Below are 18,610 nucleotides of genomic sequence, written 5' to 3' on the forward strand. Positions count from 1 at the left end.
CCTTCATGCGGGACCGCCCTTTGGAGGAAATGCCCCCTAAAGCTTGAATTTGGCCTCCCAGGCGGCGCGGAACGCGCGCTGCCTGCGCTGCGCGAGCTCCTCCATCTGCACAAGCGCCTCGGGCATGAGAGGGCGCATGAGCGAAAGTCCCTTTTCAACGTAAGGCAGCAGCTCGCTTCGCTGCCAGGACAGCCCCTCGGGCGCTGAGGTGAAGCTCGCGGCAAAGACGCCGAGGGCCACGATGAGGAAACCCCGGGCAAAGCCAAAGAGCAGGCCTAAGAGGCTGTCTCCCAGGCCTCCGGAGACCGCCTTGATGAGCAGCCGCAGCACCGCTCCGGCCACCGCAAAGGCGGCCACGGTGGCAAACGCAATCACTGCGGCTGCCGCAGCCACCCGGCCTATGTCGCCGAAAGCCGTGAAAAACGTGAGATGCGGAGCCAGCTCCGCCGCATAACGGAAGACAAGGATGACGGCTGCGATCCAGCCGGCCACCGAGACGATCTCGCGGACCACGCCGCGCCACAGCCCGAGCAGGCCCGAGAGGGTCATCACGGCCGCGATCACCCAGTCGATCTGGTTAAAGGCAGAAAAGTCCATCCGGGTTTACTCCGCTAGAGAGGCCGTCAGCCGCACGCTTGTCCCTTATTTCGACTGGCGGGGCGCGCCGGCGCGTATGCCCGCCATTGCAAGCCGCCCTTCGGCCGCGGCCGCCTGGTCGCGCGTCTTGAAGGGGCCGGCCGTGACGCGGGTCAGAGCCTTGCCCCCGCTCTTAGCCGTTGAAACAGCCACAGGCACGCCGTTCGCCCTCGCGGTGGCCGCAACCTTTTTCGCCGCGGCCGGATCCGAGAAGGCCCCCAGCGGCATGGTCCAGACGCCGCCCGCGGCTTTCTGGTCCTTCGAAGCCTTGGCATCGGCCGCAGCGCCCTTGCGGCCCGACTCACGCTGAATCGCGGCCGCCAGCTGGTCTTCAGACTGCTTTTTAGCCTCTTTTGCCTTCTTGTCGAGCGCGGCCTTCGCGCGTTCGTTCTGCTTTGCTATCTCCGCAGCCCGGGCCTTCGCCTCGGCATCGGCCTTCGCCTTTGCGCGCGCCGCATCCTCGGCCGAGGCGATCTTCGAGTCCTTCATATCCGGCTGGGCCTGAGCGGGCTGGGCCGCCGGAGCCTGGGCCTGGCGCGAAGCGCCCTGATCAGAGTCAGCCATCGGCTGGGCCCCGGAGGGAGCCGCCGGAACGCTTGTTTCCGGAGCCTTCACCACCGCGCTCGCCTCGCTCGGAACGGAAGCCGCAGGCGAAGGAGCCGGGGGGATCTCGGTTTTCGCCGGAGATTCGGCCTCAACCGCCCGGTGGCTTACAAAAAAGGGACCTGCGATCACCAGGGCCGAAAGCAGAACCGCGGCTCCGATCGCAATGCGGCGAAGCCGCACCTGAAAATCGCTGTCCTGCGGAGACTTCACCTCGCGCGCGGGCTTCGTCCGGCGCTTCTCGTCCTCGGACCCTTCGCCCTTTTTCTTCCAGAAACCAAATCCCATGCTCTGCTGCCTTCCTGCCCTTGAGGCTTTCTCTCTTTTTAAGGAACCACCGCCACCGCGATCCCGCGGGCGCGAAGGGCCTCGATGGCGGCCGAAACCGTCACAAATGAACCAAATACGATAATTCTATCAGCGCCCGAGGCCTCGCCGATTGAAAAATCAAGCGCCGAGGCCACGTCATCGAAAAGCTTCACGCGGGAAGCGGGCACGCCTGCGGCCTCGAACTCGGCGGCAAGGTCGGCCGCCGTGCTCGCGCGCGGGCCGGTGAGCGAGGCTAGCCGCCAGAGATCGATCTCGTCCTTCACGATGCCGGCCACATGGCGGCGGTCCTTGTCGCGCAACATCCCCACCACCGCAATGGTGCGGCCTCCCGCGCGGGGAGCCGAGTCGCGGAGATTGCGAAGCAGCTCGCGCGCCGCGTGCGGGTTGTGGCCCGCGTCCAGGATGATCCTGGGGGAAACGGAAACGGTCTGGAAGCGTCCCGTGATCGCCACGCGCCGCAGCCCCTCTTCAAGAGCCGCCCGGGTTACGGGCAGTCCCAGCCGGAGTCCCGCCGCAGCCTCGAGCATCGCGATCGCTCCGGCGGCGTTCGAGAGCTGCATCTCGCCTGCGAGCGCGGGACGCGGCAGCCCCCGCAGGTCCCAGAGCGGGCCGCGGTAGTCAAAGGTCCCGTCGCCGTGCTCGACGACATCGAAATCGCGCCCGAGCACCCGCAGATCCGCCCCGATCTCGCGCGCGTGTCCGAGCAGGCTCTCGGGCGGATCGCGGTCTGCGCAGACCGCCGCATGGCCCGGCCCCCCGCGGTAGACGAAAGACTTTTCCCGCCCGATCGACTCCCGGTCGGGCCCGAGGAAAGCCGTGTGGTCGATCCCCACCGTGGTCACGATCGAGACCGTGGGATCGATCGCGTTGATCGCGTCAAGCCGCGCGCCGAGCCCGATTTCAAGCACGAGGGCGTCAAGGTGCGACTTCTGGAAAAGCCTCAGGATCGCAAGCCCCGTGAACTCGAAGTAGGAAAGCTTCAGGTCTCCGCGCGCGGCCTCAACCTCGCTGAAGGCTGCAACGAGCTCGTCGTCGGTCGCCTCGCGCCCGAGAAGCCAGGCTCGCTCGTTAAAGCGCAGCATGTGGGGCGAAGTGTGCATGCCGACGCGAAGCCCCGCGCTTCGGAGCACCGACTCGAGGATCGCGCAGGTGCTCCCCTTGCCGTTTGTGCCGGCAACGGTGAAAACCGGAATCGAAAAACGGATGCCGAGCCGTCGGATCATCTCCTGCATCCGCTCGAGCCCCAGATCGATCACCTGCATGCCGCCGTGCATGTCCTCAATGTAGGCGAGCCACTCGGAAAGGGATTTTTCTGCCATCGCAGCCTTCTGACAAAAGGGAAAGAAAAAAGACGGCCCTGCTGAACTTCGGGGCCGTCCGTGCATTTTATTTTAAAAAAGGCGTTCTACCAGGGAGTCGCCTGAACCTCGGATTCGGCCGGAGCAATCTCGCGGGCGGCCGAGCCCTTCGGGGGCCGTCCGGCGAGCATGGCGAGAATCCGCCCGATCACGCTCCGCATGTCGCGGCGGTCCACGATCATGTCGATCGCGCCTTTTTCCAGCAGGAACTCGGCGCGCTGGAATCCCTCGGGGAGCTTCTCGTGCACCGTCTGCTCGATCACCCGCGGGCCCGCAAAGCCGATGAGCGCCCCGGGCTCTGCGATCACGATGTCGGCCGCGAAGGCAAAGGAAGCGGACACCCCGCCCATGGTGGGATCGGTCAGGACCGAAATGAAAGGCTGGCCCGCCTTCGAAAGCTCCGCCACGGCAGCCGAGGTCTTCGCCATCTGCATAAGCGAGAGCAGCCCCTCCTGCATGCGAGCCCCGCCGGAGGCGGCAAAGCAGATGAAGGGACAGCTGTGGTCGATGGAGTAGCCGACCCCGCGCGCGAAGCGCTCGCCCACGGCCGAACCCATGGAGCCGCCCATGAATCCGAATTCAAAGGCGGCGGCCACGACCGGATTTCTCTTGAGCTCGCCGGCCATCACCACAAGGGCCTCCGTTTCAGTGGTCTTCGCGATCGCTTCGGCCTCGCGCTTCGGGTACGGCTTGGAGTCGACAAAATGCAGGGGATCCTTCGAGACGATCTCACGGCCGATCTCCAAGCGGGGCCCTTCGTAGTCTAGAAAATTCTCAAGCCTCGAGCGCGCCCCCACCCGCATGTGGTAGCCGCATTTCGGGCACACGTTGAGCGAGGCCTCGAGCTCGTGGCTGTAGATCACCTGCTCGCAGTTCGGGCACTTGCTCCAGAGTCCCTCGGGAACCCGGCTCTGGGCGGGGACGTTCTCGGTTTTGATTTTCGGGCGAAGCCGGTCAATCCAGCTCATCTTCTGTGACTCCGTGATTGAACCTGTCAGGTGGTAAGGATAAAGCAGAAACGGCCCGGAAGCTTTCCTCCCGGGCCGTTTTCATTACCCAAAAAAGCCGAAGGCCCGCATCAGGCCGCGTCAAGGGCGCGCCGGATCTCGGAGATCCAGCTGCCGGCGGCGGCGATGGCATCCTCGCGGTGCGCGGTCACGTGGCGGATCAGGGCCGAGCCGATGATGACCCCGCTGCAGGTCTGGGCGATCGCGCGGGCGGTCTCGCCGCTGCTGATGCCAAAGCCCACGAGCACCGGGCACTTCGCGTACTTCTCGATTCTCGCGACATTCTCGCGCACCGAGCCGATGTCAAGCGTGCCCGCGCCGGTGGTGCCCTTGAGGGACACGTAGTAGAGGTATCCGGTCGCCAGGGCGCAGACCTCCTTCACGCGGGACTCGGCAGAGGTGGGTGCGAGCATGAAAATCGGATCCATTCCGGCTTTTTTCACCGCTTCGTAGAACTCGGGGACCTCGTCGTAGGGATAGTCGACGATGAGGATCCCATCCGCGCCCGAAGCCTTCGCGTCCGCGATGAACTTTTCCTGCCCGCGGTATTCGACGGGGTTCGCATAGCCCATGAGCACCACAGGCGTGCGGCTGTCGGTCTCGCGGAACTTCCTCAGGCACTCGAAGACGTAGTCGAGGTTCGCGCCGTTTTCAATCGCGCGCTCGGAGGCGCGCTGGATCACGGGGCCGTCGGCCATCGGGTCGGAAAACGGCATGCCCAGCTCGATCGCCGTGGCGCCGGCCGCGACAAGCGCGTGCATGAGGGGCACCGTCGCCTCGAGCGACGGATCTCCCGCGCAGATGTAGGGAACCAGGGCTTTCCTGCCCGCCTCGCGGAGCTCTTTGAAACTGGATTCCAGACGTGACATTTCTTCTTACTCCTTTTCGCCCATGGTCTTCAGCACAACTTCCAGGTCCTTGTCGCCGCGGCCCGAAAGATTCACGAGGATCTTCTTGTCGCGCGGCAGCGTCGGGGCGATCTTGAGCGCGTAGGCAAGCGCGTGGCTCGACTCGAGCGCCGGGATGATGCCCTCGATCAGGCAGAGCTTGTGGAAGGCGTCGAGCGCCTCCTGGTCGGTGATCGCCACGTACTGGGCGCGCCCGATGTCGCGCAGGTACGCGTGCTCGGGGCCCACTCCCGGGTAATCAAGACCCGCGGAAATGGAATAGGCGGGCTTGATCTGGCCCTCGTTTTCCATGAGAAGCGCGGTGCGGTTGCCGTGCAGCACGCCGGTCGTGCCGCGCTCGAGCGAGGCGCAGTGTTCGCCCGTCTCAAGGCCGCGGCCCGCGGCCTCGACGCCCACGAGCTTCACATTCTTGTGGTCGATCCAGTGGTAGAAGGCTCCGATCGCGTTGCTGCCGCCGCCCACGCAGGCGACCACATAGTCGGGCTCCGAGCCGGTCATCGCCGGGAACTGCTTCACCGTTTCCTCGGAGACGATCGCATTGAAGTTGCGGACCATTTCCGGATAGGGAGCGGGGCCGGCCACGGTGCCGATGATGTAGAAGGTGTCGTCCACATTCGTCACCCAGTCGCGCATCGCCTCGTTCAGGGCGTCCTTGAGGGTGCCGGAGCCCGTCGTAACGGGACGCACTTCCGCGCCGAGCAGCTTCATGCGAAGCACGTTCGGGGCCTGGCGCTCGACATCCTTCGCGCCCATGTAGACGCAGCACTTCATGCCGTAGCGGGCCGCTACGGTGGCCGCGGCCACGCCGTGCTGGCCTGCGCCCGTCTCGGCGATCACGCGCTTCTTGCCCATGCGCTTCGCGAGAAGCGCCTGCCCGACGGTGTTGTTCACCTTGTGGGCCCCGGTATGGTTGAGGTCTTCGCGCTTGAGGTAGATCTGAGCGCCGCCGGTCATCTCGGAGAGCCGCTCGCAGTAGTAGATCGGGGAGGGGCGGCCTACATAGTGCTCAAGCTCGTAGCGCCACTCTCGGTCGAAATCAGGATCATTGCGATAGCGCTCGTAGGCCTGCTTAAGCTCGGTGAGCGCGCTGATTAGCGTTTCAGAAGCGAATACGCCGCCATAGGGGCCGAAGTGCCCCTTCTTGTCCGGCATGTTATACATGGATGATTCCTCTTTCGACTTGAAAATCCGGCCGGAAATTCCTTTTTCCCCGACCGGCAGGACGGCCTGAAGCCTCACGCGAGGTTCGCTGCACTCCGGGCCGAAACCAGAAATTGTTCTGCCTTAATCATATCCTTAATTCCGGGAGATTTTTCCACCCCGCTGCTCACGTCAAGCGCCGCGGGCCGAAGAAGCCTCACGGCCCGGGACGCGTTCGAGGCGTTGAGACCCCCTGCGAGTACGAGCGGGAGGGGAAGCCCCGCAGCCTCGGCGCGGGCCGCCTCCCAGTCGAAGGCGGCACCGTTGCCGCCCGGGGCCGCCGCCGCGTCCGGAGCCGGGCAGTCAGCGAGAATACCCGAGGCCGTCGGGTAATCCCGCGCGGCCCGCGCGAGATCGCCCGGCTGCCTGAAATGCACGGCCTTCATGTAGGGGAGGCCCGAGAGCTCGCAAAGCGCCCTCGATTCGCTCCCGTGAAACTGGAGCATCACGCGGGGAAACTTTTTGGAAAACCTCAGCACCTGCTCCGGCGCAGGGTCGACCAGCAGCAGCACCGGCGTGATTCGCTGCGGGACCTCTGCGAGCAGCGCCTCAAGAGCCTCCTCAGGAACGAAGCGCCTGCTTTTCCTGAAAAGAACGAAACCGAAGGCGTCAGCTGACAGCGCCGCCGCCTCGCGCACGTTTTCCGGGCGGGTGAATCCGCAGATCTTCACCTGCACGCGCCCGGTCCTCACATTTTTTAGGAAACTGCCCTGCATCATGCACTCCAGGGGCTTTAGCAGAAATTCTCCGCTTAAGAAAGCCCAGTCAGTATTTTTTTCAAAGGAAATGAAGAGGCCGGCCGTCAAAGCGGCCAGAAGGGACTTTCGCCTTTTTCAGGCAGGCCCGATCCCGGATAGAGCACGCCGGTGAGATAGAGCCCGGCGGGCGAAAAGGTCGGAGCAGCCTTGCTGCGGTCGCAGGCTTCGAGCACCTCGCCCACCCATTCAGGCGGCACGCGCCCGATCCCCGCGTAGACGAGGCTACCCACGATGTTGCGCACCATATGCTGCAGGAACCCGTCGGCCCGAAGGCGGATGCCGATCAGCCGCCCCCGCCGTTCGATCGTCACTTCGCGCAGCGTCCGCACAGGACTTTTCGCCTGGCACTCCGCGGCCCGGAAGCTCGTGAAGTCGTGCCGGCCGAGCAGCGGCCGCGCGGCCTCGCGCATGAACTCCTCCCGGCAGGGCCGGAAGCACCATCCGGTGCGGCCCGCCAGAAGCGGGGAGCGCACCGGGTCGTTGAGAATCCAGTATTCATAGGTGCGCTCCGAGGCGGAGAAGCGGGCGGAAAAATCCTCCGGCACCTCGCGAGCCCAGCGCACCGCGACCGTTTCAGGCAGAAACGCGTTTGTGCCCCGCACCCAGGAGCTCATCGGGCGCGAGACCGGGGCATCGAAGTGAACCACCTGACCCGTGGCATGCACTCCGGTGTCGGTACGGCCCGCACAGATCGTGGCAATCGCCTGCCCCGTTCCGCAGAAGCGCGAAAGCGCCCGCTCAAGGGCGGCCTGCACCGTCGGCAGATCCGGCTGGACCTGCCAGCCGTTGAAAGGCCGGCCGTCGTACTCGATCCCCAAAGCGACCCGCATGGCCTTTCAGTCCTCTTTTTCAACCGGAGCGCTGGGACGGGGCGCAGGTCCCAGCTCGCGCAGAATCTCGCGCGCCTCGGCCTTGAGCGGTTCGGGCGCTGAAGGTTCGCGCCGAACGTCCTCGGCAAGCTCCCGTGCCTCCTTGATCGCGCCCCGGGCGATGAAGTCTCGCGAGAGCTTCACCTTCGCTTCAAGCAGCTCCACCAGAGCCCGCCGGGGATCGATCCTCCCGGTCTGCACCGGCGCCTGCCCGGAGCCGTCCGAGCCACTTTCCCGCGCAGACTCGCCCTCAGACCCTCCGCGACGCAGCCTTTCCTCGGCCTCGGCCTTCATCACAGCCTCTACGGTCTTGTCCACCGCCTCGAGCCCGGGCTCAGGGCCGGAGCCCGCCTGCGGCAGGGGCTTCGAGTCCTTATGGAAAGGAACGAAGCGGATTGGATTCCAGAAATCAGTCTGGGCGTTGCGCACGCCCGCAAGCTCGCTGTGCCTGCGGCGGCGAAGGGCAAGGACAAGAGCAAGCACGAGGACCGCAGCGCCCCCCGCCGCGTAAAAAGGCCAGGCGGGAAGGGGCTCTTCCGCGACCGGCTCCGGCTTGTGGCTCACGGCCGGAACGGAGGCCTCGGCGGAAGCCGCGGCAGGGGCCTCAGGTGAGGCCGTCGGCGCAGACAGCGGGGGCTGCGCGCCCTGCCCGGCTGCGGCGGACTGCGCGGCCGCAGGCGGCTCGATCGGCTGTCCCTCGGCGTGAGCCGACAGCGAGGCCGCGGCCAGCGCCGCTCCCAGCATCAGGTTTCGGATGTTCATCATGATCCTTCTGTGCGGTCGGTGGAAGGGAAAACTCGCCCACTATCCTAGCCGGAAATGGGCCGCAGCGTCACGGGAAGCCTCCCGGTCGCGGAAAGCGAAAGGCTTTCGCGGCCCGAAAGCCGTCGAAAGCCTTTCACCCGCCTGTGTGCCGGGCGGAAACCCCTCCGGAAGGAGCCTTCCCCCGGACGGCCTTAAGCCTTCTTGAAGCCGCAGAGAATCCGCCACATGCGGCGCAGCGGCTCGGCCGCGCCCCAGAGCAGCTGGTCGCCCACCGTGAAGGCGGAAATGTACTCCGGCCCCATGGCAAGCTTCCTGATGCGCCCGATCGGCACCGAGAGCGTGCCCGCCACGTACGCGGGCGACAGCTCCTTGAGCGACACCTCCTTGTGGTTCGGGATCACCTTCACCCAGGGATTGGCCGCCGCGAGCTTCGCCTCGATCTCCTCCACCGGAAGATCCTTCTTCAGCTTCACGGTGAGGGCCTGGCTGTGGCAGCGCATCGAGCTGATCCTCACGCACAGCCCCTCAATGATGATGGAGCCGGGCGCTGGCTGGTAGGGGCGGCCGAGGATCTTGTTCGCCTCGGCTCCGCCCTTCCATTCCTCGCGCGACATGCCGTTGGGAAGCTCTTTGTCGATCCAAGGCAGCACCGAGCCCGCCAGCGGCTCGCCGAAGGCCTCCTTCGGGAAGTCCGGGCTGCGGAACTCCGCGCTCACGCGGCGGTCAATTTCAAGGATGGAAGACTTCGGGTCGGCGAGCAGGTCCTTCACGGATCCGTAGAGGGCCCCCATCTGCAGCAGCAGCTCGCGCATGTTCTTCGCGCCTGCTCCCGAGGCCGCCTGATAGGTCATGGAGCTCACCCACTCGACCAGATCCTCGCGGATGAGCCCGTCCATCGCCATCAGCATGAGCGACACCGTGCAGTTTCCGCCGATGTAGTCGAGCCCGCCTTCAGAAAGTGCGCGGCGGATCACCGCGTCGTTCACCGGGTCGAGAATGATCACCGCGTTGTCGTCCATCCGCAGCGCGCTCGCGGCGTCGATCCAGTAGCCCTTCCAGCCCGCATCGCGCAGCTTCGGATGAAGAGCCTTCGTATAGTCTCCACCCTGACAGGTGATGATCGCATCGCAGCGCGCGAGGTCCTCCACGCTGTTCGCGCCAAGAAGACGCGGCTCGCCGTTCGGCAGCGCCGGAGCCGGGCCGCCCGGGTTGGAAGTGGAATAGAAAAGCACCTTGTCGGCCAGCGCGAAGTCGTTTTCCTGCTGCATGCGGCTCGTGAGCACCGAGCCCACCATGCCGCGCCAGCCCACCATACCGAGAATCATGGCTGTTTCCCCCTCTTTTCTTGAGGCCGCGGAAAAAAGAAAAGGGCGCTGCCCGCCGCGGCTCTCTTTCGTTGTTGTGTGCCAAAGCGGCGACCGTTCCGCGCGTGACGCCTGTCCGGCTGCCGCTGAGTATTAAGAATACGCCCGAAGCAGAATTACTGCTTCGGGCACTCTCAGGATGCCGGTCTGCCGGGGCCGCCCCGGCTTATGTCAGCGCAGAGCGTCGCGGATCGCGTCGCCCATCTCCGAGCAGCTCACCTTGCGGCAGCCCTCGCTCCAGATGTCCCCGGTGCGGATTCCGGCGGCGAGCACGGACTTGATCGCGTTTTCAATGCGGTCGGCCTGCTCGTCCATATGGAAGGCGTAGCGCAGCATCATCGCCGCAGATTCCACGGTTGCGATCGGATTGGCGATGTTCTTGCCCGCGATGTCGGGGGCCGAGCCGTGCGAGGGCTCGAAAAGCCCTGTGCCCTTTTCGTTGAGCGAGGCCGAGGCGAGCATCCCGATCGAGCCGGTGAGCATCGCGGCCTCGTCGGACAGGATGTCGCCGAAGAGGTTACCGGTGAGCACCACGTCGAGCGAGGTGGGCGCGCGCACGAGCTGCATCGCGGCGTTGTCGACGTAGAGGTAGTCGAGCTTCACCTCGGGATAGGACTTCGAGACTTCAGTCACCACCTCGCGCCAGAGCTGCGAGGTTTCAAGCACATTGCTCTTGTCGACGCAGGTCACATGCTTCTTCCTCTGCATGGCCGTCCTGAAGCCCACGTGGGCGATGCGCTCGATCTCCGGACGGCTGTAGCGCATAGTGTCAAAGCCCTCTTCCGCACCCTTGAAGGCTCCGTCGGGAGAAAGCCTGCGGCCGCGGGGCTTTCCGAAGTAGACGTCGCCCGTGAGCTCGCGCACGATCACGAGATCAAGCCCGCTCACCACCTCAGGCTTGAGCGTGGAGGCGGACACGAGCTCCGGATAGCACACCGCGGGCCTCAGGTTCGCAAAGAGGTTGAGGTTCTTGCGCAGTCCCAGAATCGCCTGCTCGGGGCGGAGGCTGCGCTCGAGCGTGTCGTACTTGAAGTCGCCAACGGCGCCAAACAGCACGGCGTCGGCCGACTTCGCAAGCCCGAGCGTCTCCTCGGGCAGCGGGTGCCCGTGGCGGGCGTAGGCGACTCCGCCCACGTCGGCGTACTCGTATTCAAAGTTCTCGCCCAGGGCCTTGAGGACCTTGACGGCCTGATCCATGATTTCAGGACCGATCCCGTCGCCCGGGAGCACTGCAATTTTCTTTGTCATTTCTCTCTTCTGCTTTTTTCCGTAAGTATTGCTTGATGTGCTTGCTTTCACGGAGGGAAGGAAGCCTTGAGAGGCTCCCTCCTCCCCGTCTGAAACGGCCTTGCGGCTCCGCCCTCAGTCAAGTCCGGCGGGGAATTTCTTCACGAGCCAGGGCTTTTCGGCTAGCCGCTTCTGCTCAAAGGCGCGGATATTCTCCACCTGCGTGGCGAGCGTGATGCCGATGTCGTCCAGCCCCTTCATGATCGCCTCGCGGCGGAACTCGTTGAAAGGAAAGGAAGTCTCCGTGCCGTCGGGCTCCACCACGACGCGCCGCTCGAGGTCCACGGTGAGCCTGTAGCCTTCGTGCGCCTCGCAGTCACGGAAATAACGGTCGAGCGTCTTGTCGTCCACCGTGACCAGCACGAGCCCGTTCTTGAGCGAGTTGTTGTAGAAGATGTCCGCAAACGACGGGGCGATCACCGCCTTGAAGCCGTACTGCAGGATCGCCCAGGGCGCGTGCTCGCGCGAGGATCCGCAGCCGAAGTTCTTGCGGGCAAGCAGGATCTCAGCCCCCTTGTAGCGGGGCTTGTTCAGCACAAAATCCGGGTTGAGAGGCCGGCGGCTGTTGTCCATTCCGGGCTCGCCCCGGTCGAGGTAGCGCCAGCCGTCGAAAAGGTTCGGTCCGTAGCCCGTGCGGTAGATCGACTTCAGGAACTGCTTGGGGATGATGGCGTCCGTGTCGACGTTCGAGCGATCGAGCGGGCAGACCAGTCCCGTGTGGCGAATGAACTGTTGCATGATGGAATCCTTCCTCCCGTCCGAATTACTTGAGAATCTTGCGAATGTCCACGAAGTGGCCCGCCATGGCTGCCGCAGCCGCCATCGCCGGACTCGCGAGGTGCGTGCGCGAGCCCCGGCCCTGCCGGCCCTCGAAATTGCGGTTGGAGGTCGAGGCGCAGCGCTCGCCCGCATTGAGCCGGTCAGCGTTCATCGCAAGACACATCGAGCAGCCCGGCATCCTCCACTCCCAGCCGGCCTCGGTGAACACCCGGTCAAGCCCCTCGCGCTCGCACTGCTCCTTCACAAGGCCGGAGCCGGGAACCGCGAGAGCCTGGACGATGCCGGGAGCCTTCCGGCCGCCCATCCTGCGGATCACTTCGGCCGCGGCCTTGAAGTCCTCGTAGCGGCCGTTCGTGCAGGAGCCAAGGAACACGTGGTCCGGGGAAATCTCGGTCATCGGGGTCCCGGGCTTCAAATCCATGTAGGCGAGCGCCCGCTCCCAGCCCTCGCGCCTCACCGGATCGGGCTGGTCCTTCGGATCCGGAACCACGCCCGTAATCGGGGCGACCATCTCCGGAGAAGTGCCCCAGCTCACCATGGGCTCTATCTCCTCGGCCCGCATGTCGACCACGAGGTCGTAGTGTGCGTCCGGGTCGGATTTGAGCGTCTTCCAGTACTCGACCGCCTGGTCCCAGAGGGCACCCTCGGGAGCGAGCGGCCTGCCCTTCAGGTACTCGATCGTCTTTTCGTCAACGGCAACGAGCCCGGAGCGAGCCCCGGCCTCGATCGCCATGTTGCACAGCGTCATGCGGCCTTCCATGGAAAGCGACCTGATGGCCGACCCCGCGAACTCGATCGTGCAGCCGGTGCCGCCGGCCGTGCCGACCCTGCCGATGAAGGCGAGGGCGATGTCCTTGGCGGTGACGCCCTTCTGCAGCTCGCCCTCCACCCGCACCAGCATGTTGCGGTTCTTGCGGGTGATCAGCGTCTGCGTTGCGAGCACGTGCTCGACCTCGGAGGTGCCGATGCCCATCGCGAGCGTGGCGAACGCCCCGTGCGTCGAGGTGTGGCTGTCGCCGCAGACCACGGTCATGCCCGGCAGCGTCGCCCCTTCCTCAGGCCCCATCACGTGGATCACGCCCTGGCGGCGGGACAGAAACGGGAAGAAGCCCGCCGGAGGATTTTTCTTCATGTTGTCGACGAGCGTCGTCACCTGAAGCTTCGAGACCGGGTCCTCGATCCCGTCGAGTCCCCTTTCCCAGCCCGTGGTGGGCGTGTTGTGGTCGGTCGTAGCAACGACCGAGCTCATCCGCCAGGGCCTGCGCTTCATTTCTGCAAGCCCCTCGAAGGCCTGGGGAGAAGTGACCTCGTGAATCAGGTGGCGGTCGATGTAGAGAACCGTTGTGCCGTCCGCCTTGGCGGACACCACGTGCTCGTCCCAGAGCTTGTCGTAGAGAGTCTTGGCTGTCATAGGGTCTTTTTTCCGCTTTCCTAACAGTAAGGGCGGCCGGGTTCCCGCAACGCGCGGGGACCGCCCTGCATAAAATTTCGTGACTGGCGATGCCTGATTTTAACAATGCGGGCGCAGAGGCGGCTCAGCGCGCGCACCGGGCCAGAAGCGCGAAGTCCATGAGAACCGCCGCGGCGAGCGCCTCGGCAACCGGCGCGGCCCGCAGCCCCACGCAGGGATCGTGCCGGCCGGTGGTGGAGATGAGCACCTCGCTTCCGGCCTCATCGCGCGTCCTCTGCTGGCGGCGGATGGAGGGCGTGGGCTTGATGCCGAGCTCGGCCACGACCGGCTCTCCGGTCGAAATCCCGCCCAGGATTCCGCCCGCGTGGTTCGTCAGGAAGCCTCCGGAGGTCATCTCGTCGTTGTTTTCGCTGCCGCGCATGCCGCAGACGCCGAAGCCCTCGCCGATCGAGACCGCCTTCACGGCGTTCAGCCCCATAAGCGCGCAGGCGAGCCTCGCGTCAAGCCTGTCGTAGACGGGCTCTCCCAGCCCCGCGGGGACGTTGAGCGCCTCAAGCCGCAGCCTCGCCCCGATCGAGTCGCTCTCGCGCCGAAGCTGATCAAGAAGCTCCCCGGCCTGACGCAGCGGCTCCTCGCGGGCGGTGGCCGCAAAAAAGGGGTTCGCGCCGGTCTGCGCCCAGTCCTCGACCGGAAAGCGCACCGGCCCCACCTGAGTCACGCAGGCGCGGACGACCGTGCCAAACTCCCTCGCGAGCCACTTTTTCGCGATCGCGCCGGCCGCGACCGTGGGAGCGGTGAGCCTCGCGCTGCTTCGGCCGCCGCCCCGGGGGTCGCGCAAGCCGTACTTCGTGAAGTAGCCGTAGTCGGCGTGTCCGGGCCGGAACTTGTCGGCGATCGCGCTGTAGTCCCGGCTTTTCTGGTCTGTGTTGCGGATCAGCAGCGCGACGGGCGAACCCGTGGTGCGGCCCTCGTAGAGCCCGGAGAGAATCTCCACGGCGTCGGCCTCGCGCCGCTGCGTGACAAAGCGGCTCGTGCCGGGACGGCGGCGGTCGAGCTCCTGCTGGATGTCCGAGGCTTCGAGCGCGAGGCCCGCGGGGACGCCGTCCACGACGCAGCCTATCGCCGGACCATGGCTTTCCCCAAAATTGGTCACGGTGAATATGCGTCCCATCGAGGATCCTGACATAAGCTTTATTCTCCTTTCTGCGGCCGGCCCGGGAGCGCCGGGGGACAAAGCCCCGCCCCGCGCCTCGGAAAGCCTGTTGCCGGACGATTCTACGGACTTTCTAGCGATTCTGTTTTAGACTTTCGGCGACAAAGCGGCCCCGAGGGGCCCTTCATGACTCAAGACAGGAGCAAACCGCCATGGCAGAACCGATTCAGACCGAATGGCTGGAAGCCACTCTCACGGACGCCCGCGAAGCGCTGGACGCCGCCATCGAAGAGCTCGCAAAGCACCCCGAGGAGGCGGATGAAATCCTGCAGGACCGTGTGGCCGAGGTCTACGCCAAGCTCAACTACGCGGTGAACACCGCCCGCTGCGGAGCCTCGGGACTCGACCTTTTCTCGGAGGACGAGCTGCTCGCCTACCCGCGCGCCTATCCCTTCGGGCAAGCGGAAGATGAAGCGGCCTGAAGCTTTCAGGAGCCGCGCGGAGGCCTCAGGTCCCTGGGCCTGAAGCCCAGCAGGAGAAGCCCCGCGCCGTACACCGCGGCCCCGGCCGCGACCATCCCGAGCACTTTCGCAGCCCGCACCAGCCAGGGGTCGGAAAGCTGCGCCCAGTGCTCGCCCCACTGCAGCCCCAGCAGCACCGCGAGCATCAGGAAGGACGCGGCGATAATTCTGAAAAAGTGCTTTCCCCAGCCCGGCAGCGGCCGGTAGATTCCCCGCCTGCCGAGCAGGTAGAGGAGCGTGCCGGAATTGACGAGACTGCCCAGCCCCACGGAAAGCGCCAGCCCCGCCTGCGCGAAAAGCGGCACCGACACAAGGTTGATCGCCTGGACGCAGACGAGGCTGAGCGCGGCCACTTTCACCGGGGTCCTGATGTCCTTTCTCGCATAGAAGGCAGGAGCCACGATCTTGAGCGCGATCAGGCCGATCAGCCCCACCGAGTAGCCCACCACGCCGTAGGAGGTCTGCAGGACGTCCGCGCCGGAGAAGGCCCGGCCGCCGAAGAGAAACGCCACCAGCCCCTCGGCCATAGCGAAGAGCCCCACGGCCGCGGGGATGCCGAAAAGCACCACAAGCCGCAGCCCGTGGTCGAGCAGCCCGTTGTAGCGGGCCTCGTCGCCGGCGGCGTGCGCGGCCGACAGCGACGGAAGCATCACGGTGCCGAGCGCCACCCCGAGCAGCGCCGTCGGAAACTCCATGAGAAGATCCGCATAGTGCAGCCAGGTGACCGCCCCGCGCGACAGGTGCGAGGCGATGTTCGTGTTGATGAGGATCGAGAGCTGAGCCACCGCCACGCCGAAAAGCGCCGGAGCCATCAGCTTGAGCACCGAGCGCACGTTCTTGTCGCCGGAGGCCTCGCGCAGGCTGCCGAACTTCGGGATCATCCCGATCCGGCGCAGGGCCGGAACCTGGAAGGCGAGCTGCAGGCAACCGCCCAGGATCACGGCTGCGGCAAGCGCGTAGATCGGACGGCTCAGGTGCGGGGCGAGCAGCAGCGAGCAGCCGATGAAGGACAGGTTGAGCAGCACCGGCGTGAAGGCCGGCACACGGAACTTCCGGTAGGTGTTGAGCACCGCAGCGCTCATCGCCACGAGGCTCATGAAGGCGATGTAGGGGAACATCCAGCGCGTGAGCGAGGTGGCCAGGGCAAAGCCCCCGGCATCCGAGGCGAGGCCCGAGGCGATGAGCCAGACGAGAACGGGGGCGAAAAGCACCCCGAGAATGCTCACGGCGACCACCGAAGGAGCCAGCACGGAAAAAACATGATCCACGAAGGCCTTGGTGCGCTGTTCGCCCTCGGTCGCCCGCACCGAGGCCACCATGGGGACGAAGGCCTGCTGGAAAGCCCCTTCGGCAAAGAGTCTTCGCAGCATGTTGGGCAGCCTGAAGGCGACGTAAAAGGCATCGGTTTCGATCGTCGCGCCGAAATAGCGGGAGATCAGCATGTCACGGATCACGCCGGTGATGCGCGACAGAAGCGTCAGGAGCGAAACCGAGGCGGCGGATCGAAGCAGACTCATGGCGAAAAGACAAACGGGGCGCAGGCGCAACGGAGGCGGCCGCGCCCATGCCTCCTGGAAAAAATGGATGGCTTAGTCTACCCTTCGGCGCTTTCTCCTGCTTTGGGCGCTGCCGCAGACTTTGCCTTCGACCGCTTTTTCTGACATAATCCATTCTTTCGGATTTTCCGGGCTTCGGAAAATCTTTTTTTACTCATAAGCCCCACTGGGATCGAGATTCCACCGGGCAAATTAAAAGGAAACAGAAAAATGGCCAACACCAAACAGGCCCGCAAGCGCGTCCGCCAGGCCGTCGAACACAATCTTCGCCTCACCGCCCAGCGCACCCGCTACCGCACCGCCATCAAGGCGGTTGAGAAGCTCGTCGCCGCCGGCAACAAGGCTGCCGCCGCCGAAGAGTTCAAGAAGACCTCCGGCATCCTCGACCGCCTCGCCTGCCGCCACGTTCTGCACAAGAACGCCGCCGCCCGCCAGAAGAGCCGCCTGTCGGCCGCCATCAAGGCGATCGCTGCGAAGTAATCCCGCTTTTTTGAAGCCGGCCCGGGACAGCTGACTGCCCCCGCCGGCAAAAAAGTGCCAAAGCCTCTGATCCCTCAAGGACCGGAGGCTTTTTTGTCGCCCGGTCCTCTGAAGCTGCATCGGGCCGGAAGCAGGGACCAGGCGTTTTCCCGCCTCAAAAGCCCCTCAGGCCGCAGGAATCCGGGGACGCTCCTGCTGGCGGGGCCAGCTCCGCGAAGATAAAATTTCCGCATCCTTCAACAGAGCCGCGGCATGCCGATGCTTTCTCCGCTGCCGCGGACTCCGGGGTCTTCGAGACATGTACACCTCTTACTACTGGGCGCTTGGCGCGCTGGGCCTTTACACGGCGCTTAGGATCTATTCCCTTTTGCGGGGCAGAGGCCTGCTGCAGATTTCGGCCGCCGTTTTTGCCGCCCTCTCCTACGCCGTCTACCCGATCCTCGTTGTGATGGGCATCACGAGGCCCTGGGGCGACGGCATGCACATCGCGATTGTCGTCTCAGGCTTCTTTTTCTCCGCGGCCTTTCTTGAGACGCTCCTGCTCGTGCTGCGCGACCTGTGGCTCGCGCTGCGCTGGGCCGCAGGAAAAATCCGCCGCCGGATTTCGGGCGACTCCTTCAGCCTTTCCTTCGCACCCGAGCGGAAGCGTTCAGCAGCCCTTCCCGCCTTCTTCGCCTTCCTCGCCTTCGCGGGCGCGGCCTACGGAACCTGGCAAACCCAGCGCCTGCCCCTCATCCGCGAGGTCGAGATTCCGATTCCCCGTCTTCCCTCCTCGATGGACGGCCTTCGGATCGTGCAGCTCACCGACGTGCATCTCTCGCCCCTTTTCGCCCACAGACGGATCGTGAGGATCGTCAAGGCCGCGCAGACCCTGAAGCCCGATCTCATCGTGGTGACAGGCGACATCGCGGACGGCACGCCGCAGGCGAGACTCGCCGATGTCAGGGTTCTCGTCGGCCTTCAAAAGAGCGCTCCGGTCGTCATGGTGCCGGGCAACCATGACTATTACGTGGACTTCGCGGCCTGGCGCGAGTGCTACCGCAGCCTGGGGCTGCCGCTGCTCGAGAACGGCTCGGTGCGCCTCACGCTCCGAGGCGGGGCCGTCACCGTGGCCGGCCTCACGGACCGTTCCGGAGAACTGCGCGGCTTCCCGGGGCCTGACATTTCGAAGGCGCTGTCCGACGCCGCCCCCGACGCGCTCCGCATCGCACTCATCCACCGCCCGGAGAATCCCGCCCCCCAGGCCGATCCGCGCTGGAAGGTGGACCTCGAGCTCGCGGGCCACACGCACGGCTCCCAGATGCTCTTTCTCTGGCCAATGGTCGCTCTTCAGAACCACGGCTACGTCCACGGCCTGTACCGGTTCGGGAGCATGCCTCTTTACGTGAGCGCAGGGTTCGGCCTGTGGAGCGGGGCGCCGATGCGCCTGGGCGTTCCCCCGGAACTCACCCTGATCACGCTGCGCTCGGCGCAGGCGGCCAGATAGACGCAGGAGCCGGGCTTACCGCAGGGCCCCGCCCCAAAGACGACGAAGGCGCGGCCTTCCTTTCCGGAAAGGCCGCGCCTTTTATTTGCGCCTTTTCATTCCACGCGCGAGAAGCCCTGGCGCTTAAGGGGTCTGAGC

General features: G+C 65.4%; 18 protein-coding genes. 3 read left to right on the forward strand and 15 right to left on the reverse strand.

Features of this window, described 5'->3' with window-relative positions; translation table 11 throughout:
- Window positions 1–36: 36 nt before the first annotated feature.
- The 14 genes from MAF45_RS02890 to aroC all read right to left on the reverse strand — a co-directional run bounded on the left by MAF45_RS02890 (window position 37) and on the right by aroC (window position 14,462).
- Window positions 37–597 (reverse strand): CvpA family protein, encoded by a 561-nt coding sequence (locus MAF45_RS02890; RefSeq protein WP_237978049.1) that lies wholly within the window; start codon window positions 595–597, stop codon window positions 37–39.
- A gap of 45 nt (window positions 598–642) precedes the next feature.
- Window positions 643–1,527 (reverse strand): SPOR domain-containing protein, encoded by an 885-nt coding sequence (locus MAF45_RS02895; RefSeq protein WP_237978050.1) that lies wholly within the window; start codon window positions 1,525–1,527, stop codon window positions 643–645.
- Window positions 1,528–1,565: 38 nt separating this feature from the next.
- On the reverse strand, window positions 1,566–2,888 hold the full coding sequence (folC, locus tag MAF45_RS02900; RefSeq protein ID WP_237978051.1) for a bifunctional tetrahydrofolate synthase/dihydrofolate synthase: 1,323 nt from the start codon (window positions 2,886–2,888) through the stop codon (window positions 1,566–1,568).
- 86 nt (window positions 2,889–2,974) lie between these two features.
- Window positions 2,975–3,895: an acetyl-CoA carboxylase, carboxyltransferase subunit beta gene (accD, locus tag MAF45_RS02905; protein WP_237978052.1), complete on the reverse strand. Its 921-nt coding sequence runs from the start codon at window positions 3,893–3,895 to the stop codon at window positions 2,975–2,977.
- A 110-nt stretch (window positions 3,896–4,005) separates the two neighbouring features.
- Window positions 4,006–4,803 carry a tryptophan synthase subunit alpha gene (gene trpA, locus MAF45_RS02910; protein WP_237978053.1) on the reverse strand — a complete coding sequence of 266 codons (798 nt, stop codon included), beginning with the start codon at window positions 4,801–4,803 and terminating at the stop codon, window positions 4,006–4,008.
- Window positions 4,804–4,809: 6 nt separating this feature from the next.
- Window positions 4,810–6,003 (reverse strand): tryptophan synthase subunit beta, encoded by a 1,194-nt coding sequence (trpB, locus tag MAF45_RS02915; protein ID WP_237978054.1) that lies wholly within the window; start codon window positions 6,001–6,003, stop codon window positions 4,810–4,812.
- Window positions 6,004–6,077: 74 nt separating this feature from the next.
- Complete coding sequence (locus MAF45_RS02920; RefSeq protein ID WP_237978055.1) at window positions 6,078–6,758, reverse strand: phosphoribosylanthranilate isomerase; 681 nt, start codon at window positions 6,756–6,758, stop codon at window positions 6,078–6,080.
- An 86-nt stretch (window positions 6,759–6,844) separates the two neighbouring features.
- Window positions 6,845–7,630 (reverse strand): tRNA pseudouridine(38-40) synthase TruA, encoded by a 786-nt coding sequence (gene truA / locus MAF45_RS02925; protein ID WP_237978056.1) that lies wholly within the window; start codon window positions 7,628–7,630, stop codon window positions 6,845–6,847.
- A 6-nt stretch (window positions 7,631–7,636) separates the two neighbouring features.
- Entirely contained in the window at window positions 7,637–8,434 is a 798-nt protein-coding gene (locus MAF45_RS02930) for a hypothetical protein (protein ID WP_237978057.1), read from the reverse strand.
- A 191-nt stretch (window positions 8,435–8,625) separates the two neighbouring features.
- Complete coding sequence (asd, locus tag MAF45_RS02935; protein WP_237978058.1) at window positions 8,626–9,759, reverse strand: aspartate-semialdehyde dehydrogenase; 1,134 nt, start codon at window positions 9,757–9,759, stop codon at window positions 8,626–8,628.
- Window positions 9,760–9,969: 210 nt separating this feature from the next.
- Window positions 9,970–11,046 carry a 3-isopropylmalate dehydrogenase gene (gene leuB / locus MAF45_RS02940; RefSeq protein WP_237978059.1) on the reverse strand — a complete coding sequence of 359 codons (1,077 nt, stop codon included), beginning with the start codon at window positions 11,044–11,046 and terminating at the stop codon, window positions 9,970–9,972.
- 114 nt (window positions 11,047–11,160) lie between these two features.
- Window positions 11,161–11,823: a 3-isopropylmalate dehydratase small subunit gene (gene leuD, locus MAF45_RS02945; RefSeq protein ID WP_237978060.1), complete on the reverse strand. Its 663-nt coding sequence runs from the start codon at window positions 11,821–11,823 to the stop codon at window positions 11,161–11,163.
- A gap of 25 nt (window positions 11,824–11,848) precedes the next feature.
- Window positions 11,849–13,276, reverse strand: a complete 1,428-nt coding sequence (leuC, locus tag MAF45_RS02950) for a 3-isopropylmalate dehydratase large subunit (RefSeq protein WP_237978061.1) — start codon at window positions 13,274–13,276, stop codon at window positions 11,849–11,851.
- 124 nt (window positions 13,277–13,400) lie between these two features.
- Complete coding sequence (aroC, locus tag MAF45_RS02955; protein WP_237978062.1) at window positions 13,401–14,462, reverse strand: chorismate synthase; 1,062 nt, start codon at window positions 14,460–14,462, stop codon at window positions 13,401–13,403.
- A gap of 179 nt (window positions 14,463–14,641) precedes the next feature.
- Here aroC and MAF45_RS02960 point away from each other — a divergent pair, with 179 nt between their 5' ends.
- Window positions 14,642–14,911, forward strand: coding sequence for a hypothetical protein (locus MAF45_RS02960; protein ID WP_237978063.1), 270 nt, complete (start codon window positions 14,642–14,644; stop codon window positions 14,909–14,911).
- A 5-nt stretch (window positions 14,912–14,916) separates the two neighbouring features.
- Here the strand turns inward: MAF45_RS02960 and murJ are convergent, their stop codons facing one another.
- Window positions 14,917–16,467 carry a murein biosynthesis integral membrane protein MurJ gene (gene murJ, locus MAF45_RS02965; RefSeq protein ID WP_237978064.1) on the reverse strand — a complete coding sequence of 517 codons (1,551 nt, stop codon included), beginning with the start codon at window positions 16,465–16,467 and terminating at the stop codon, window positions 14,917–14,919.
- A 249-nt stretch (window positions 16,468–16,716) separates the two neighbouring features.
- Here murJ and rpsT point away from each other — a divergent pair, with 249 nt between their 5' ends.
- A complete protein-coding gene (rpsT, locus tag MAF45_RS02970) occupies window positions 16,717–16,986 on the forward strand; it encodes a 30S ribosomal protein S20 (protein WP_237978065.1) in 270 nt (89 codons plus the stop codon).
- A 298-nt stretch (window positions 16,987–17,284) separates the two neighbouring features.
- Window positions 17,285–18,472 (forward strand): metallophosphoesterase, encoded by a 1,188-nt coding sequence (locus tag MAF45_RS02975; protein ID WP_237978066.1) that lies wholly within the window; start codon window positions 17,285–17,287, stop codon window positions 18,470–18,472.
- Window positions 18,473–18,610: the final 138 nt, after the last annotated feature.

This window comes from Mesosutterella porci, assembly GCF_022134585.1.
Lineage (GTDB): Bacteria > Pseudomonadota > Gammaproteobacteria > Burkholderiales > Burkholderiaceae_F > Mesosutterella > Mesosutterella porci.

Bases quoted from the DNA above. Each gene is read 5' to 3' on its own strand.
- MAF45_RS02960 (WP_237978063.1), top strand. From the start codon at position 14,642: ATGGCAGAACCGATTCAGACCGAATGGCTGGAAGCCACTCTCACGGAC.
- asd (WP_237978058.1), bottom strand. From the start codon at position 9,759: ATGATTCTCGGTATGGTGGGCTGGCGCGGCATGGTGGGCTCGGTGCTC.
- truA (WP_237978056.1), bottom strand. From the start codon at position 7,630: ATGCGGGTCGCTTTGGGGATCGAGTACGACGGCCGGCCTTTCAACGGC.
- rpsT (WP_237978065.1), top strand. From the start codon at position 16,717: ATGGCCAACACCAAACAGGCCCGCAAGCGCGTCCGCCAGGCCGTCGAA.
- MAF45_RS02890 (WP_237978049.1), bottom strand. From the start codon at position 597: ATGGACTTTTCTGCCTTTAACCAGATCGACTGGGTGATCGCGGCCGTG.
- folC (WP_237978051.1), bottom strand. From the start codon at position 2,888: ATGGCAGAAAAATCCCTTTCCGAGTGGCTCGCCTACATTGAGGACATG.
- MAF45_RS02975 (WP_237978066.1), top strand. From the start codon at position 17,285: ATGTACACCTCTTACTACTGGGCGCTTGGCGCGCTGGGCCTTTACACG.
- leuC (WP_237978061.1), bottom strand. From the start codon at position 13,276: ATGACAGCCAAGACTCTCTACGACAAGCTCTGGGACGAGCACGTGGTG.
- MAF45_RS02895 (WP_237978050.1), bottom strand. From the start codon at position 1,527: ATGGGATTTGGTTTCTGGAAGAAAAAGGGCGAAGGGTCCGAGGACGAG.
- accD (WP_237978052.1), bottom strand. From the start codon at position 3,895: ATGAGCTGGATTGACCGGCTTCGCCCGAAAATCAAAACCGAGAACGTC.
- trpB (WP_237978054.1), bottom strand. From the start codon at position 6,003: ATGTATAACATGCCGGACAAGAAGGGGCACTTCGGCCCCTATGGCGGC.
- leuB (WP_237978059.1), bottom strand. From the start codon at position 11,046: ATGACAAAGAAAATTGCAGTGCTCCCGGGCGACGGGATCGGTCCTGAA.
- MAF45_RS02920 (WP_237978055.1), bottom strand. From the start codon at position 6,758: ATGCAGGGCAGTTTCCTAAAAAATGTGAGGACCGGGCGCGTGCAGGTG.
- aroC (WP_237978062.1), bottom strand. From the start codon at position 14,462: ATGTCAGGATCCTCGATGGGACGCATATTCACCGTGACCAATTTTGGG.
- leuD (WP_237978060.1), bottom strand. From the start codon at position 11,823: ATGCAACAGTTCATTCGCCACACGGGACTGGTCTGCCCGCTCGATCGC.
- trpA (WP_237978053.1), bottom strand. From the start codon at position 4,803: ATGTCACGTCTGGAATCCAGTTTCAAAGAGCTCCGCGAGGCGGGCAGG.
- MAF45_RS02930 (WP_237978057.1), bottom strand. From the start codon at position 8,434: ATGATGAACATCCGAAACCTGATGCTGGGAGCGGCGCTGGCCGCGGCC.
- murJ (WP_237978064.1), bottom strand. From the start codon at position 16,467: ATGAGTCTGCTTCGATCCGCCGCCTCGGTTTCGCTCCTGACGCTTCTG.